We start from the raw sequence: 16,162 nt of genomic DNA, 5'->3' as shown, positions 1-16,162 counted from the left end.
GCTCCTCTCAATGATCCGTTTCGGGTTCGGTGTCACCGCCGCCGCGCAGCCAAGCGCCGGTGCGGGCATCGCGGATCGCGGTGGGGCCGGCCAGGTCGCCACATTCGGCCTGCAGGATGGCATCCACCCCGGCGCCGAAGCGGCGTTCCACGCAGGCCGCATCGGTGCACGGCGGCTCGCCGGCGGGATTGGCGCTGGTGGAGACCAGGGCGCTCTCCACGGCCGCGCACAGCTCCCGGGCCGGGGGGTGCGCGGTCACGCGTACCGCCAGGGTGTCGTGCTCGCCGCGCAGCAGGGACGGGCACTCGGGCGCGGCCGGCCACAGCCAGGTGACCGGCCCCGGCCAGCTGGTCTCCACCCGGGTACGCGCGTCGGCTTCCAGAGGGGCCAGCCATCCGGCAAGACGCTCCAGGCGGTCGCTGATCAGGATCAGGCCCTTGGCGTCGGGACGGCCTTTCAGGGTCAGGATGCGTCGCACCGCGGCCGGGTCGTCCGGGCGACAGCCCAGACCGAAGACCCCTTCGGTGGGGTAGGCCACCACGCCACCGGCACGCAGGATGCGCGCTACGGCTTCCACGGAGTTCGTGCGGGTCCCGGGGGCCGGGGTGTCAGCCGGAGTCACGGCCGCTGGCGGTCACGGTCTCGCTGGTCGCCGGGGTCTCCCCGGATCCGGTGTCGCCCCCGGATTTGCCTCCCGATTTGCTATCGGACGCTTTGCCACCGGATTTTTTCGTGGCGGCCTTGCCGGAGGATTTGCTGCCTGTCGCGGTCGTTTTCGACTTGCTCGATTTCGTACTCGCGGACTTCGTGCCCGTGGTCTTTTTGCCCGAACCCCCGGCCGTCGATGCCTTCGAGCCCGCGGATTTGGAACTGGACGATTTCGAACTCGTGGATTTCGAGCCCGAGGCCTTTTCCTTCGACCCGGTCGACTTCGACGCGCTCGAGGCGGTCTTCTTCGTGCCGCCCGACTTGCCGGCCGCGGCCTTGCCGCCCTTGCGCCCGCGCCCCTTGCGTTCGGGGGCGTTGGCGATCAGTTCCTGGCACTGCTCCAGGGTCAGGGATTTGGGATCGGTCTCCTTGGGCACCTTGGCGTTCTTGTTGCCGTCGGTGACGTAGGGGCCGTAGCGACCGTTCAGCACCTGGATGCCTTCGTCGTCGAAGCTCTTGATGAAGCGTTCGGCGTCCTTTTTCTTCTTCTCCGCCACCAGCTCCAGGGCGCGCGGAAGCTCGATGGTCCAGACGTCGTCGTCCGGGCCCAGGGAGACGTACTTGGAGCCGTATTTCACATACGGACCGAAGCGCCCGATGTTCACCATCACCGGTTCGCCCTCGGGGGTCTCGCCCAGCTCGCGCGGCAGCTTGAACAGCTCCAGCGCCTCCTCGAGGGTGATCTTGTCCATCTTCTGCCCGGGCAGCAGTCCGGCGAAGCGCGGCTTCTCCTCGTCGTCCTTGGTACCGATCTGCACGATCGGCCCGAACCGGCCCAGGCGCACGCTGACCGGCCGCCCGCTCTTGGGGTCGGTGCCCAGTTCGCGCGACTGTACCGCCTCGGCGCGGGTGACCTTCTCTTCCTTTTCCTTGACCCGGTCGCGGAAGTCGTACCAGAAGTCCTCCAGCACCGGGACCCAGTCCTTTTCCCCGCGCGAGATCGCATCCAGCTCGTCTTCGAGGTTCGCGGTGAAGTCGTAGTCGACGTAGCGGTCGAAATGCCGGGTCAGGAAGCTGTTCACGATCCGCCCGGTGTCGGTCGGGATGAAGCGCTTGCCGTCCATCTCCACGTATTCGCGCGACTGCAGGGTCGAGATGATGCTGGCGTAGGTCGACGGGCGGCCGATGCCGTATTCCTCGAGGGTCTTCACCAGGCTGGCCTCGGTGTAGCGCGGCGGCGGCTCGGTGAAGTGCTGGTCGGCGGTGACCTCGTGCAGCGCGACGGTGTCGCCCTCGGCCATCTCCGGCAGGCGCTTGTCCTCGTCGTCGTCCGCGCTGTCGTCGCGGCCCTCCTGATAGACCGCGATGAACCCGGCGTGGCGCAGGGTGGAACCGGTGGCGCGGAAACGGTGTTCGCTGTCTCCCGGGACCAGGTCGGCGGCCACGGTATCGAAGGTCGCGTGGATCATCTGGCAGGCGACGGTGCGCTTCCAGATCAGGTCGTACAGCCGCGCCTGGTCACTGGTCAGGCGGTTGCGGATCTCGTCGGGGATGCGCCGCACCGAGGTCGGCCGGATCGCCTCGTGGGCCTCCTGGGCGTTCTTCGACTTGGTCTTGTACTGGCGCGGGCTGTCCGGGAGGTTTTCCGCCCCGTAACGCTGTTCGATCAGGCCGCGGGCCTCGCCGATCGCCTCGCCGGCCAGTGCGACCGAGTCGGTTCGCATGTAGGTGATCAGGCCTTCCGCGCCGGAGCCCAGGTCGATGCCCTCGTACAGCTGCTGGGCCGTGCGCATGGTGCGGCTGGCATTGAAGCCCAGCTTGCGCGAGGCCTCCTGCTGCAGGGTCGAGGTGGTGAACGGCGCGGCCGGGTTGCGGCGGCGCTGTTTCTTTTCGACCTTGGCCACGCGCAGTTCGCCGTCTGCGGCCTCGTTCAGGCGGCGTTGTGCATCGTGGGCGAGCTCGGCGCTGTTGAGGTCGAACTGGTTGAGCTTGTTGCCGTCCAGGTGGGTCAGGCGCGCGGTGAACGGCTGACCTTCGCGTTCGGCCTTCGCGTCCAGGGTCCAGTATTCCTGCGGGACGAAGGCCTCGATCTCGTCCTCGCGCTCGCAGATCATGCGCAGCGCCGGGCTCTGCACGCGGCCGGCGGACAGGCCGCGCTTGATCTTGCGCCACAGCAGCGGCGAGAGGTTGAAGCCGACCAGGTAGTCCAGCGCGCGGCGCGCCTGCTGCGCGTCGATCAGCGGCTGGGCGAGTTCGCGCGGCTGTTCGATCGCCTCCTGAATGGCTTTCTTCGTGATCTCGTGGAACACCACGCGATAGACGTTGCGGCCCTCCAGCAGGCCGCGTTCACGCAGAACCTCGTAGAGATGCCAGGAGATCGCCTCGCCTTCGCGGTCGGGGTCAGTCGCGAGGATCAGGTCGTCGGATTTCTTCAGGGCCTTCGCGATCGCGTCGATCTGCTTTTCGCTGCGCTCGATCACGTCGTAGCGCATGCGGAACCCGTCCTCCGGGTCCACCGCTCCTTCCTTGGGCACCAGATCGCGCACATGGCCGTAGGAGGCCATGACCTGATACTCGGGGCCGAGGTATTTCTCGATGGTCTTCCCCTTGGCCGGGGACTCAACGATGACGAGGTGTTTGCTCATGGGGCTCGGGACCGTCCTGCTGGCGGCGGGTTCCGTGGTCGGACGTTGACGCTGGCGTCAGTGCAGATAATCCAGTTCGCTCGGGCCCGGGTGATCACGCATCACCTCGTCGAGCCGCGAGTAGGCGACGGCGTCGTCCGGCTGGTTGAACAGCACCATCAGCACCACCCAGCGAAGCTGATCGAGATCGATCTCCTCGGGATCCAGTTCCATCACCCGGTCCATCACCAGTTCACGGGTGCCGGCCGTCAGCAGGCCGTTCTGCTCCAGGTTGAGCAGGAAACCGCGGCCTTCCATGTTCAGGCGCTGGCGTTCCTCGGGGGCGAACACCCGGGTGGCGGCGCTGTCACCGCCACGGCTGGCCAGCGGGGCCTCGCTCATCAGGCGGTCCAGCCAGCCCAGCGCGCGCTCGATCTCGCCGGACCCGAAACCGGCCTCCAGCAGCTGGCGCTGCAGCTCGCCGCGGTCGGGGTCGACCTCGGATTCTTCGTCGAGGGTGTGCTCGAACAGATACATGAGCACGTCCAGCACGCTTTCGTTCATGATTCGGGGGATCCTGCGTCGAGGCGCTGATAGCGCCCGTGATCGAGGGCGGCCACGCGGCCATTGAGTTCCAGTAAAACGAGAATGGATGAAAGCGTGTCGATGGTCAATTGAGTCCGGCTGCGCAGGGTTTCCATGTCCACCGGGTCAAAACCCATCGCCTGCAGAACCTTTTCGTGCTCCGGGTCCACCGGCTCGACGGGCGCCGGTGCCGGTGGTTGCGGGGCGGGCGGAACCCCCAGCCAGTCGGCCAGGTCGTCGAGGATCTCGCCGGCGGTTTCGACCAGCTGGGCGCCCTCGCGGATCAGGCGGTGGCAGCCCCGGCTGACCGGGCTGAACACCGATCCCGGGACCGCGTAGACCTGCCGCCCCTGCTCGCCCGCGAGCCTTGCGGTGATCAGCGAGCCGCTGTTGTCGGCCGCCTCCACCACCAGGGTGGCCAGTGCCAGGCCACTGATCACGCGGTTGCGCTGCGGGAAGTGACCGGCCTGCGCCTGGGTGCCGGTCGGCCACAGCGACACGATCAGGCCATGATCGGCGATGCGGTGGCCGAGCCGGCGGTGCGCGGCGGGGTAGATGCGGTCGGGACCGGTGGCCACTACCGCCACCGTGCGGCCCCGGGGCGCGTCCAGCGCGCCCTCGTGGGCCGCCCCGTCGATCCCGCGGGCCAGGCCCGAGGTGATGGTGACCCCGGCGCCGGCCAGCTCGCGGGCGAATTCCCGCGCGAGCTTGAGTCCCTGCGGGGTGGCCTCGCGACTGCCGATGATCGCCAGCTGCGGGGCGGTCAGCAGCGCCGGGTTACCGTTGAGGAACAGCACTGGCGGCGGATCGGGGAGTTCCGCCAGCAGCGGCGGGTAGTCGGGATCCTCGCGGCACAGGATGCGGTGGCGTTCGTCCGCACGCTCCCAGGCCAGATCGGCTTCCACGCCGGGGTGATGGCCTTCGACGTGCTGCGGCGGTTCCACGCCGACATCGGCGGCGCGCCACCGATGGGCGGGTGCGCCCAGCGCGGCCTGCGGGGAGCCGAAGGCTTCCAGCAGGCGCTGGATGCGCCGCGGGCCCAGACCGGGGGTATGCAAAAGACGCAGCCACGGCTCGGGGTCGGGCCGGGCCGTGGCTGCATCACTGCGGGGTTCGCGGTCCATCGCGGCAGGGGGTGGCCCGGGCGCACGCCGCCGGGCCCGCCGGACTACGGGTGACGAACCGTGTAGCCCTCGCGCAGGGTGCGCTCGGATTCGGTCATCAGCACGTAGGAGACCTTCTCGAAGGTCTTGAACACCATGACCTCTCCGGCCCGCTCCTCGGGCAGATCAACCTCCTCGTTGGTGCCGGCCACCGGGTCGCGGACGGTGCGTCCGTGAGTAAACGCAGCGAACACGTGACCGTTCTCGACCCCGTCGCGCTCGCCGCGGTTGATCACTGCGGCCTGGTGGCGGCCGATCTGCGTGATCGCGTCGAACAGCTTGATCACCTTGCCGTCGATGTCTTCCGGCGGGCGGCCGATATCGAACAGCATGTCCTGCTCGTCGGTGAACGGGACCAGCCGGTCGCCGCGTACGGCCTCACGTTCGCCCCGGCGAATGTTCACCCGGGCGACGTGCCCGGGTTCGACGATCTCGGCCTCGCCCACCGGGATGGTGGCCACGCCCAGTTCCTCGCCGGTGTCCGGGTCGATCAGCATCTCGTCGCGACGGACGATATGGTAGATCTCGTATTCCTCGGTGTCCTCGGCGTTGCGGGCATACACGCGGTCGCCGGGGCCGAAGATCACGCGGTCGTCATCGGCGGCCAGGATGTACGGGGCCTTGTCGAGGGTTTCCTCGTCCAGCACCCGCGGCTGGAACATGAACGACTGCAGGGTGGAGATCGGCGGGGTGTCGTCTTCCAGTTCCTCGATCCGGACCTCGGGCGACAGCCGCTTGGTCGGGCGCACGCGCGGGCCGGCATCGACCGTGATGCGCGGTTCGCCGTCCACGTAATAGATGCTCAGCACGTCGCCCGGATAGATCAGGTGCGGATTTTCGATGTCCGGGTTCACGGCCCAGATCTCCGGCCAGTACCAGGGTTCTTCCAGATACATCGCGGAGATGTCCCAGAGGGTGTCCCCTTTCTGGACGACGTAGCGTTCGGGGGCGGAGTCACGGATCTCCGGGGTGTGTTCCGTGGTCTCTTCCGAGGAGGTGTCGCGGTCGTCGGCCGAAGTGTCCGCGGCTTCGGTGGTCCGGGCTTCCTGTTCTTCCGGATCTTCGGCGGTGTCCTTGTCGCCGGTGGCTGCGCAGCCCCCCAGCAACAGCGTTACACTGAACAGCACACCCGGCAGAACGAATGAGGTCGTGGTCGCTCTGGTTTTCAACATCTAAGTTTCCCCTGTCAGGTCCGCACTCCCCGGGGCCATCCTGTGGCCCGGCCCATGATCGTCGACATGTCGGCGGCTGGTGCGGTCCAACGTTAGCAGAATTGGCAGGGCTGTACAGCACAAAGATTGAGGTTTTTCATGGCGAAGCGAGAAATTCTCCACTTTCCTGACCCGCGGCTGCGGCAAAAGGCCGAACCGGTGGCCGAGGTGGACGATTCCATCCGCACACTGGTCGACGACATGTTCGAGACCATGTACGCGGCTCCGGGCATCGGTCTTGCGGCGGTTCAGGTCAATGTTCACAAGCGGGTCCTGGTGGCCGACGTCTCCGAGGATCAGAGTCAGCCCTGGGCGCTGATCAATCCTGAGATCCTCGAGACCCGGGGCGAGGAAGAAATGGATGAGGGCTGCCTGTCGGTGCCGGGGTACTACGAGAAGGTGCGCCGTGCGGACTGGATCCGCTTCCGTGCACTGGGTCGTGACGGCCAGCCGTTCGAGGCCGAGGCCGACGGTCTGCTGGCGGTGTGTATCCAGCACGAGATCGATCATCTCGACGGCAAGCTGTTCGTGGACTACCTGTCGAGTCTCAAGCGCGGTCGCATCCGCAAGAAGCTGGAGAAGCAGGGGGCGCGCAACGGCGGGTCCGGCAAGGCCGCGGTGCCCGCGGTCTGATGGCGGCCGCCGACAGGGACGCCACGGCGCCGCGCATCGTCTACGCGGGAACCCCCGACTTCGCGGTTCCCGCACTCCGGGCCCTGATTGACGCCGGCTATCCCCCGGTGGCGGTCTACACCCAGCCGGACCGTCCCGCGGGCCGGGGCCGCAAACTGCGCCCGGGACCGGTGAAGCAGGCCTCGACGGACGCCGGGATCCCGGTCGAGCAGCCCGAGTCGCTGCGCGATCCGCAGACACGGGCGCGACTGGCCGAGTGGCAGCCGGACCTGCTGGTGGTCGCGGCCTACGGGCTGATCCTGCCGCGTGCCGTGCTGGAGATCCCGCATCAAGGCGGACTGAATATCCACGCGTCGCTGCTGCCGCGCTGGCGCGGGGCGGCGCCCATCCATCGTGCGATCCTCGCCGGCGACGACGAGACCGGCGTGTGCCTGATGCAGATGGCCCCGGGGCTGGATACCGGGCCGGTGCACGCCTGCCGGCGTCTGCCGCTGGGGCCGCGGGTGACCACCGGCGAGGTCCACGATGCGCTGGCCCGCATGGGTGCGGAGTTGCTGGTGGAACACCTCCCGGCGATCATGAGCGGCGAGTCGGTGCCGCAGCCGCAGGACGAGGCGCGGGCGACCTACGCCGCCAAACTGGAAAAGGACGAAGCACGACTGGACTGGCAGGCCCCAACGGTGGAACTGGATCGCCGGGTGCGGGCCTTTGATCCGTGGCCGGTCGCCTGGACCCGGCTGCCGGACGGCGAGGTCCTTCGCATTCATGCCGCTCGGCCGCTGGACAGTGCCGCGGCACCCGCGAGTGAAGCGGTTCCGGGCACCATCGTGGCCGCGGGGAGTGACGGCGTGGACGTGGCCACCGGCGATGGTCTGCTGCGCCTGGAACGCGTGCAGTTGCCCGGGCGGCGACCGGTGAGTGCCGCCGACTGGGCCAATACCGGCGATCTCGTCGGCCTGCGTCTGGGAGGGGAGACCTGATGGCGCGTCAGCCCGCTCCTCGTCAGTGCGCCGTGGAGGCCACCGAACAGGTGGTCCTGCACGGGGCTTCGCTCAACAGCGTGCTGGAACCCGCGGTGGCGGATCTCCCGGTGCGGGAGGCGGCCTGGACCCGGGCCCTGGTGTACACCACCCTGCGCTGGTATCCGCAGCTGGAGGTGCTGGTGCGCGAAAGCCTGGACCGGCCGCTGCGGCGCAAGGACGGCGTTATCGGCGTGCTGCTGGCCCAGGGGCTGGCGGAGATCCTGCATTTCTCCACCCGCGATCACGCGGCGGTGCGCGAGACCGCCGAGACCGCGCGTCGCATCCATCGGCCCGGGGCCGTGGGGCTGATCAACGCGATCCTGCGTCGGGCGCTGCGCGAGACCGACGCACTGGAGGTCCGCATCGCCGAGGACCCGGTGTTGCGGCATGCCTGCCCGGCGTGGCTGATCGAGGCGATCGAGGCCGCGTGGCCCGAGCGCGCGGAGGCCGTGCTGGGCGAGCTGCTGCGCGAGGCCCCGCTGACCCTGCGGGTCAATACCCGTCGCTGGAGCCCGGACGATGCGCTGGCGGCGCTGCGCGAGGCGGGCTTCGAGGCGAGCCTGCATGACGCCCCCGAGGGTGCGCTGACGCTCGCGGCGGCCACCGACGTGACCGCGCTGCCGGGCTTCGCCGACGGGCGGCTCTCGGTTCAGGATGTCTCCGCGCAATGGGCCGCGCATTTGCTGGCGCCGCGCCCGGGCGAGCGGGTGCTGGACGCCTGCTCCGCTCCGGGCGGCAAGACCGGGCATCTGCTGGAGGGCGCCGGCGGCGAGCTGGACCTGGTGGCCCTGGACAACGACGCCACGCGCCTGGAACAGGTGCGCGAGAACCTGGACCGGCTGCAGCTGGACGCCACGCTGACCGCGGCAGACCTGGGCGATACCGACGCCTGGTGGGACGGGCGGCCGTTCGATGCGATCCTGCTGGACGTGCCCTGTTCGGCCACCGGCGTGATCCGCCGGCACCCGGACATCAAGACCCTGCGCCGGGCCGATGACATCCCGCGACTGGCCGCCGAACAGGCCCGTCTGCTGCGCGCGGCCTGGGGGCTGCTGCGTCCGGGCGGGCGCCTGCTGTATGCCACCTGCTCCCTGCTGGATGCGGAAAATCACGAGGTCGTCACACCGTTCGTCGACGCGACCGGCGACGCGCGCGCCGTGGACGCGGGACCGGACGGGCCGGTCATGATCCCCGGGGCGGCGTCCCGCTCCACCGGGATAGCGATCCCGCCGGGTCTGGCCGGCGGAGACGGCTTCTATTACGCCCTGCTGGAGAAGGTGGACGGCTGATGCGGCGGATGGCCTGGTTGCTGGCGCTGTGGCTGGTGCCCGGGGTTGCCCCGGCGCTGGAGATCCGCGACGCCGGTCATCTGTGGATGGACGACACCACGTTGCTGGCGCGGCTGGATCTGGACATGGCCCTGCCCGAGGTGCTGGTGGATGCGCTGGAGAACGGTGTGACCCTCGGGTTTCGTCTGGAGGCGCAGGCGGAGCCGGATCGGTGGCTCCCGGGGCGCCCGCTGGCCCGTGCCGAGCAGCGCGTGCAGCTGAGCTATTTCCCGCTCAACCGACATTATCTGGTGACCTCGCGCGACGGTGAACGGCGGGAGCTGCGGCCTACCCTCGGCGATGCCCTGGAGCAGAGCGCGCGGCGGCTGGGCCGGGTCCACCTGGAGGGTCTGCCCGAGGAGCTGCGCGAGGCGCCGGAGGGGTTCCGGCTGAATGCGCGGCTTTCGCTGGATTACACCGCCCTGCCATTGCCGCTGCAGCTGGATGCCGGGCTGCGCGGCGAGCTCACCGCCCGACAGGAGTGGTACGGATGGTCGCTCGACTGAAGGGGCTGCCCTGGGGGTTGCTGGGGATGAGCCTGCTGTTCATCCTCCTGCTCGCCTCGCTGCTGGTGATGGGCGACGCGGCCCAGCACCAGGCGCGTTTCGAGCGGCTGTTCATCTGGCTGCTGGTGTTCCACGCGGTGGTACTCATCGTGCTGGCCGGCCTGATCATCTACCAGGTCGTTCGCATGTTCTGGCAGTACCGCCAGGGGGTGCCGGGCAGCCGCCTGACGCTGCGGCTGGTGAGTGGTTTCATGCTGGTCGCGGTGCTGCCGGTCTCGGTGGTGTACTACTTTTCCTACGAATTCCTGAGCGAGGGGGTGGACTCCTGGTTCGACGTGCGGGTGGACTCGGCGCTGGAGGATGCCCTGGAGCTCTCGCGCTCCTCGCTGGATCTGCGCGTGCGGCAGCTGGCCGAGGAGACCCAGGAGATCATGGAGAACCTGGAAGGGGTCTCCGAGGGGCTGATGGGGCTGACCCTGAACGACTACCGCCGGGACCTGGGCGCGCAGGAGCTGACCCTGGTCGGGGCCAACAACCGCATCATCGCCTCCAGTACCGACAGCCCCATCCGCCAGCTGCCGTCACCGCCGAGTTCCGACATCCTGATGCGGGTGCGCCCCGGGCAGCCGTATTCGCGTCTGGAGCCCGAACCCGACGACCAGCTGGTGATCCGTGTGGTGGCGACCACGGCTTCTCGGCGGCCGGGCACCGACAACCGCATCCTGCAGGCGGTGTACCCGGTGGATCCACGCATGAGTGCGCTGTCCCTGCGGGTGCAGGATGCCTTTGCCGACTATCGCGAATTCGCCTACCTGCGCGGGCCGATCACCCAGGGATTCATCTTCACCATGTCACTGGCGCTGGCGATCTCCCTGATGGCCGCGCTGTGGGCCGGTCTGGTGGTCGCGCGGCGCCTGGTGCAGCCGGTGTCCGACCTGGTGCAGGGTACCCGTCTGGTGGCGGCCGGGGACTATGGCACCCGCCTGCAGGTGCGCCGGGCCGACGAGCTGGGCTTCCTGGTGCAGTCGTTCAACGCGATGACCCGGACCCTCAACGAGGCGCGCAACGAGGCCGAGCGCAACCGCCGGCTGCTGGACGCCGAGCGGGCCTATCTGGAGAGCGTGCTCAAGCACCTGCGCTCGGGCGTGCTGGCACTGGACGGCAGCCTGCGCCTGCGCACCGCCAACGACGCGGCCGGGCAGATCCTGGAATGCGACCTGCAGGGCGCGCGCACCCGTGATATCAGCGAGGTCGGCCGCGAGTGCCCGCTGGTGCATCAGTTCTTCGAGGCGATCCGCGATCCGCTGGCCGGCCACGAGGCGGAGTGGTCGCGCCAGGTGGTGGTGTTCACCCGCAGCGGGCGCAAGGTGCTGATGACGCGCGCGGTCTGGTTGCCGACCCCGGGTTCCGGCCGCGGCCTGCACGCGATCGTGTTCGACGACATGACGGAATTCCTCAAGGCCCAGCGCGATGCGGCCTGGGGCGAGGTAGCGCGGCGCCTCGCGCACGAAATCAAGAACCCGCTGACGCCCATCCAGCTGTCCGCCGAACGCCTTTCCAGACGCCTGGGCCGGGTGCTGGAAGGGGCCGATCGCGAAGTGCTGGAGCGCGCCAGCGGCACCATCATCCAGCAGGTGGAGGCGATGAAGACCCTGGTCAACGCCTTCCGCGACTATGCCCAGGCGCCCAAGCTGGAACTTGGTCGCACCGATGTGAACCAGCTGGTGCGCGATGTCTCCGAGCTGTATCTGGGCGCGGATGGCAGCTCGCGCGTGCGCCTGGATCTGGGCGAGGGGTTGCCGGCGATCCGCGCCGATGCCGGTCGCCTGCGTCAGCTGCTGCACAACCTGATCCGCAATGCGATGGAGGCTGCGGAGGAGCAGGAGCGAGGGGACGAACTGCGGGTGGACGTCGCCACCGCGTTCGTCGAAAGCAGCTCCGGGTCCTGGATCGAGCTGCGCGTACGCGACAACGGTCCGGGCATCCGGCCGGATCTGCTGGAACGCATCTTCGAACCGTACACGACGGACAAGCCGCGCGGCACCGGACTGGGTCTCGCGGTGGCGCAGAAGATCGTGGAAGAACACGGCGGCATCATCGAGTGCCATAATGACGACTCCGGGGCGGGCGGCGCGGTCTTCGTGATCCGCATCCCGGTGGACGAGGGCAGCCCGTCCGGGGCGCCCGCTGCCGAGGAGGAACAGCCGCGATGAGCGACGCCTATATCCTGGTGGTCGATGACGAGCCCGATATCCGCATGCTGCTGCGCGACGTGCTGGAGGACGAGGGCTATCAGGTAGCGCTGGCTGGCTCGGTGGCCGAGGCCAAGGCCCAGCGGCGCAGCCGGCGGCCGGATGCGGTCCTGCTGGACGTGTGGATGCCCGACGGCGACGGCATCTCGTTGCTCAAGGAATGGCAGGAGGACGAGGGCGCGATGTGCCCGGTGGTGATGATTTCCGGCCACGCCAACGTCGAGAGCGCGGTGGATGCGACCCGCCTGGGCGCCTACGACTTCATCGAAAAGCCGCTGACCATCGACAAGCTCCTGATCACCCTCAACAACGCGCTGGAAGCCGCGCGCCTGCAGCGGGAGAACACCGGGCTGCGGCGGCAGGCGGCCACGGTGGCCGACCCGGTCGGCAGCAGTGCGGTGATGGTCAACCTGCGCGATCAGGTGCAGCGCATGGCCCAGCATGACACCTGGGTGCTGATTACCGGCGAGCCGGGGGCCGGCAAGCAGACCTTTGCCAGGATGTTGCACGCCCGCAGCGCGCGGCGCGAGAGCCCGTTCATCGTAGTGTCTGTGGGTTCCATGGCCGGCGACGAGGCGGTGGCCGAACTGTTCGGCAGCGAACAGGGCGAACGGGTACGCTACGGCCTGCTGGAACAGGCCTCGGGCGGGGTACTCTACCTCGACGAGGTCGCGGAGATGGACCTGCAGACCCAGGCGCGCCTGCTGCATGCCCTGGATACCCGGCGCATCACCCGTATCGGCGGTGACCAGCCGATCAGCGTGAACGTGCGGGTGGTGGCGGCCACCCACCATGACCTCGGCGAAGCGGTGGAGCAGGGGCGCTTCCGCGAAGATCTCTACTACCGCCTGAACGTGCTGCCGCTGAACGTGCCGCCGCTGCGCGAACACGCCGAGGACATCCCCGAACTGCTGGACTACCACATGCGCCAGCTGAACCAGCAGGAGGGTCTGCCGCGGCGCACGTTCCAGCGCCCGGCGCTGGAATGTCTGCAGCAGTATCCGTGGCCGGGCAACGTGCGCGAGCTGCGCAATCTGGTCCAGCGCCTGATGATCCTCGGTTCCGGGGACGAGATCACACGCGACGAGGTGGAGCGTACCCTGTCCGGGCAGCCGCGCCGCACCGAGGAAGGCAGTGGCGAGGGCATGATCGGTATCCCCGACCTGCCGCTGCGCGAGGCGCGCGAGCAGTTCGAACGCGAGTACCTGACCCAGCAGCTGGAACGCAGCGAGGGCAACATGACGCGTCTGGCCGAACGGGTCGGACTGGAGCGCACGCATCTCTACCGCAAGTTCAAGGCGCTGGGCATCGATCCGCGCCGCGTGAAATCCGACGGCTGACGCATGAAGCAGATCATTATCCTGGGGGCCGGTCAGGTCGGCCATTCCCTGGCCGAGGCCCTGAGTGCCGATGGCATCGACATCACCGTCGTCGACAATCGCGCCGAGACCCTGGCCGCGCTGGAGGACCAGTTCGATATCAAGACGGTCCACGGCTTCGCTGCCCACCCGTCGGTGCTGGATGCCGCCGGCGCACGCGATGCGTCCATGCTGGTGGCGGTGACCGACTCCGACGAGGTCAACATGCTGGCCTGTCAGGTCGGCTCCACGCTGTTCAACATCGAGACCAAGATCGCCCGGGTGCGGGCGCGTGACTACCACGAGACCCCGGAGCTGTTCGCCCAGGATGCGATGCCGGTGGACATGCTGATCTCGCCGGAGGGCATCGTCACCAGCCACATCCAGCGGCTGATCGAGCACCCCGGGTCGCTGCAGGTGCTGGAGTTCGCGGACGGCCGGGTGTCGCTGGTGGGGGTGCGGGCCTACTACGGCGGCCCGCTGGTGGGCCACGAACTGAAGAACCTCCAGCGCGACATGCCGGGCATCCAGACCCGGGTCGCGGCGATCTTCCGCCACGAGCGGTCCATCCAGCCCGACGGCGACACGGTGATCGAGGCCGACGACGAGGTGTTCTTCGTCGCGGCGAAGAAGAATATCCGCGCGGTGACCTCCGAGCTGCGCAAGCTCGAGCGCCCGTACAAGCGCATCATGATCGCCGGTGGTGGCAACATCGGCCGGCGGCTGGCGGAGGCCCTGAGCAAGCGCTACCGGGTCAAGATGATCGAACGCGATGCGGAACGCGCGGACCAGCTGGCCCGGGAGCTGCCGGGCAACGTGCTGGTATTGCACGGGGACAGCTCGGATGACCGCTTCCTCGAGGCGATCAACGTGGAGCACAGCGACGTCTTCTGTGCGGTGACCAACGACGACCAGGCCAACATCTTTGCCGGGATGCTGGCCAAGCGCTACGGCGTGCGCAAGGTAATGTCGCTGATCAACCGGCCGGGCTACGTGGACCTGCTGCAGAGCGGCACCATCGACGTGGCGCTGTCGCCGCAGCAGGCCACGGTGAGCGCCCTGTTGGCACGGGTGCGCGAGGGCGGGACCGCCACCGTGCACACCCTGCGTCGCGGCGCGGCCGAGGCGATCGAGACGGTGGTCAACGGCGACTCGCGCACCTCGCAGGTGGTGGACCGTCGCATCGATGAGATCAACCTGCCGGAGGGCGCAAGCGTGGGCGCCATCGTGCGCGGGGACGAGGTGATCATCCCGCACCACGATACCCTGGTGCACAGCGGCGACCACGTGATCCTGTTCCTGACCGACCGCGGCAAGGTGAAGCAGGTCCAGCGCCTGTTCCAGCCCAGCCCGCTGTTCTTCTGAGTCGCCCGCCATGCTGCATCTTGCCTCCACCGCGCGCCTGCTGGGGATGCTGCTCACGCTGTTCAGCCTGAGCATGCTGCCGCCCGCGCTGGTGGGGTATATCTACGACGAGTCCACCGCCTTCGTGTTCATGCAGGCGTTTGTCCTGCTGGCGCTGACAGGCGGGCTGCTGTGGGGGGTGCTGTACCGCGCGCATCGCGAGCTGCAGCCGCGTGACGGTTTCATCCTGGTGGTGCTGTTCTGGCTGGGGCTGGGGCTGGCGGGCGCCACGCCGCTGGTGCTCGACCCGCATCTGGACGTCAGCTTCACCGACGCCGCGTTCGAATCCATGTCGGGCCTGACCACCACCGGGGCCACCGTGCTGACCGGGCTCGACCACATGCCCAAGGCCCTGCTGTGGTATCGCCAGCAGCTGCAGTGGATGGGCGGCATGGGCATCATCGTGCTGGCGGTGGCCATCCTGCCGCTGCTGGGCGTGGGCGGCATGCAGCTGTTCAAGGCCGAGACCCCGGGCCCGATCCGCGACAACAAGCTGACCCCGCGCATCGCCGAGACCGCGCGCAACCTGTGGTACATCTACCTCGGCCTGACGGTGGCCTGTGCGGTGGCCTACTGGGTTGCCGGGATGGAGGTCTTCGACGCGATCGCGCACTCCTTCACCACCGTCGCGATCGGCGGGTTCTCCACCTACGACGCCAGCCTCGGCCACTTCGACTCGGCCGCCATCGAGGGCGTGGCCATCGTCTTCATGCTGATCGCCGGGATGAACTTCGCGGTGCATTTCCTCGCCCTGCATCGAGCGTCGACCGTGCCCTACCGGCGCGACGAAGAGCTGCGCACCTACCTGATCCTGATGGCTGCGGCCCTGGCCGTCGTGGTGCTCTACATGCTGGTAACCGGGTTCGCAACGGACGGCGCGGATGCCTTCCGCCGGGCCGCGTTCCACGTGGTGTCGATCGGCACCACCACCGGCTACGCCACCGACGACTTCTACCTCTGGCCGGGCTTTCTGCCGGTGCTGCTGATCTTTCTGTCGTTCGTCGGCGGGTGTACCGGGTCCACCGGTGGCGGCATCAAGGTGGTGCGCGTGCTGCTGCTGATGAAGCAGGGTATGCGCGAGGTGAAGCGCCTGATCCATCCGCATGCGCGCATCGCGGTCAAGGTCAACGGCAAGGAGGCCCCGGACCGCGTGGTGCAGGCGGTGTGGGGGTTCCTCGCCGCTTACCTGGTGGTGTTCGTGGTGATGATGCTGGCGGTGATGGCCTCGGGCCTGGATCAGGTCACGGCCTTCTCCGCGGTGGCGGCCACCCTCAACAACCTCGGCCCCGGCCTGGGCGAGGTGGGGCCGAACTTCCAGTCCATCAACGACTTCAGCAAGTGGGTGCTGATCCTCGCCATGCTGATGGGGCGGCTGGAAATCTTCACCGTGCTGGTGCTTCTGTCCCCGGCGTTCTGGCAGCGCTAGGG

General features: G+C 68.5%; 13 protein-coding genes. 8 read left to right on the top strand and 5 right to left on the bottom strand.

Annotation, left to right across the window (positions count from 1 at the left end; all coding sequences use genetic code 11):
* Positions 1-7 precede the first annotated feature (7 nt).
* Genes D571_RS0106915 through D571_RS0106895 form a run of 5 tightly spaced genes read right to left on the bottom strand, consistent with a single transcriptional unit; the run spans position 8 to position 6,192 of the window.
* Positions 8-577 (bottom strand): L-threonylcarbamoyladenylate synthase, encoded by a 570-nt coding sequence (locus D571_RS0106915; RefSeq protein ID WP_018935947.1) that lies wholly within the window; start codon positions 575-577, stop codon positions 8-10.
* A gap of 31 nt (positions 578-608) precedes the next feature.
* Positions 609-3,293 carry a DNA topoisomerase I gene (locus D571_RS0106910; protein WP_018935946.1) on the bottom strand — a complete coding sequence of 895 codons (2,685 nt, stop codon included), beginning with the start codon at positions 3,291-3,293 and terminating at the stop codon, positions 609-611.
* A gap of 57 nt (positions 3,294-3,350) precedes the next feature.
* Positions 3,351-3,836: a DUF494 family protein gene (locus tag D571_RS0106905; protein WP_018935945.1), complete on the bottom strand. Its 486-nt coding sequence runs from the start codon at positions 3,834-3,836 to the stop codon at positions 3,351-3,353.
* Positions 3,833-4,981 carry a DNA-processing protein DprA gene (gene dprA, locus D571_RS0106900; RefSeq protein WP_018935944.1) on the bottom strand — a complete coding sequence of 383 codons (1,149 nt, stop codon included), beginning with the start codon at positions 4,979-4,981 and terminating at the stop codon, positions 3,833-3,835. Before dprA ends, D571_RS0106905 begins: the two co-directional genes overlap by 4 nt.
* Before the next feature lie 44 nt (positions 4,982-5,025).
* Complete coding sequence (locus D571_RS0106895) at positions 5,026-6,192, bottom strand: LysM peptidoglycan-binding domain-containing protein (protein WP_026287664.1); 1,167 nt, start codon at positions 6,190-6,192, stop codon at positions 5,026-5,028.
* Between the two features lie 138 nt (positions 6,193-6,330).
* On the opposite strand from D571_RS0106895, the gene def reads away from it, so the two are divergent.
* Genes def through D571_RS0106855 form a run of 8 tightly spaced genes read left to right on the top strand, consistent with a single transcriptional unit; the run spans position 6,331 to position 16,160 of the window.
* A complete protein-coding gene (def, locus tag D571_RS0106890) occupies positions 6,331-6,864 on the top strand; it encodes a peptide deformylase (RefSeq protein ID WP_018935942.1) in 534 nt (177 codons plus the stop codon).
* The gene (gene fmt, locus D571_RS0106885) at positions 6,864-7,844 is read left to right on the top strand and encodes a methionyl-tRNA formyltransferase (protein ID WP_018935941.1); all 981 of its coding nucleotides are present in this window, start codon (positions 6,864-6,866) and stop codon (positions 7,842-7,844) included. Before def ends, fmt begins: the two co-directional genes overlap by 1 nt.
* Complete coding sequence (rsmB, locus tag D571_RS0106880) at positions 7,844-9,175, top strand: 16S rRNA (cytosine(967)-C(5))-methyltransferase RsmB (protein WP_026287663.1); 1,332 nt, start codon at positions 7,844-7,846, stop codon at positions 9,173-9,175. The genes fmt and rsmB overlap by 1 nt, the downstream gene beginning before the upstream one ends.
* Complete coding sequence (locus D571_RS0106875; protein ID WP_018935939.1) at positions 9,175-9,720, top strand: DUF4390 domain-containing protein; 546 nt, start codon at positions 9,175-9,177, stop codon at positions 9,718-9,720. Before rsmB ends, D571_RS0106875 begins: the two co-directional genes overlap by 1 nt.
* Positions 9,705-11,933, top strand: a complete 2,229-nt coding sequence (locus D571_RS0106870) for an ATP-binding protein (protein WP_018935938.1) — start codon at positions 9,705-9,707, stop codon at positions 11,931-11,933. Before D571_RS0106875 ends, D571_RS0106870 begins: the two co-directional genes overlap by 16 nt.
* The gene (locus D571_RS0106865) at positions 11,930-13,312 is read left to right on the top strand and encodes a sigma-54 dependent transcriptional regulator (RefSeq protein ID WP_018935937.1); all 1,383 of its coding nucleotides are present in this window, start codon (positions 11,930-11,932) and stop codon (positions 13,310-13,312) included. The genes D571_RS0106870 and D571_RS0106865 overlap by 4 nt, the downstream gene beginning before the upstream one ends.
* Positions 13,313-13,315: 3 nt before the next feature.
* The gene (gene trkA / locus D571_RS0106860; RefSeq protein ID WP_018935936.1) at positions 13,316-14,695 is read left to right on the top strand and encodes a Trk system potassium transporter TrkA; all 1,380 of its coding nucleotides are present in this window, start codon (positions 13,316-13,318) and stop codon (positions 14,693-14,695) included.
* Between the two features lie 10 nt (positions 14,696-14,705).
* The gene (locus D571_RS0106855; RefSeq protein ID WP_018935935.1) at positions 14,706-16,160 is read left to right on the top strand and encodes a TrkH family potassium uptake protein; all 1,455 of its coding nucleotides are present in this window, start codon (positions 14,706-14,708) and stop codon (positions 16,158-16,160) included.
* Positions 16,161-16,162: the final 2 nt, after the last annotated feature.

It is taken from the genome of Thioalkalivibrio sp. ALJ24 (assembly GCF_000377785.1).
Lineage (GTDB): Bacteria > Pseudomonadota > Gammaproteobacteria > Ectothiorhodospirales > Ectothiorhodospiraceae > Thioalkalivibrio.
The sequence above is the reverse complement of the archived record's forward strand: the minus strand, read 5'-3'. Positions and strand labels throughout refer to the sequence as shown.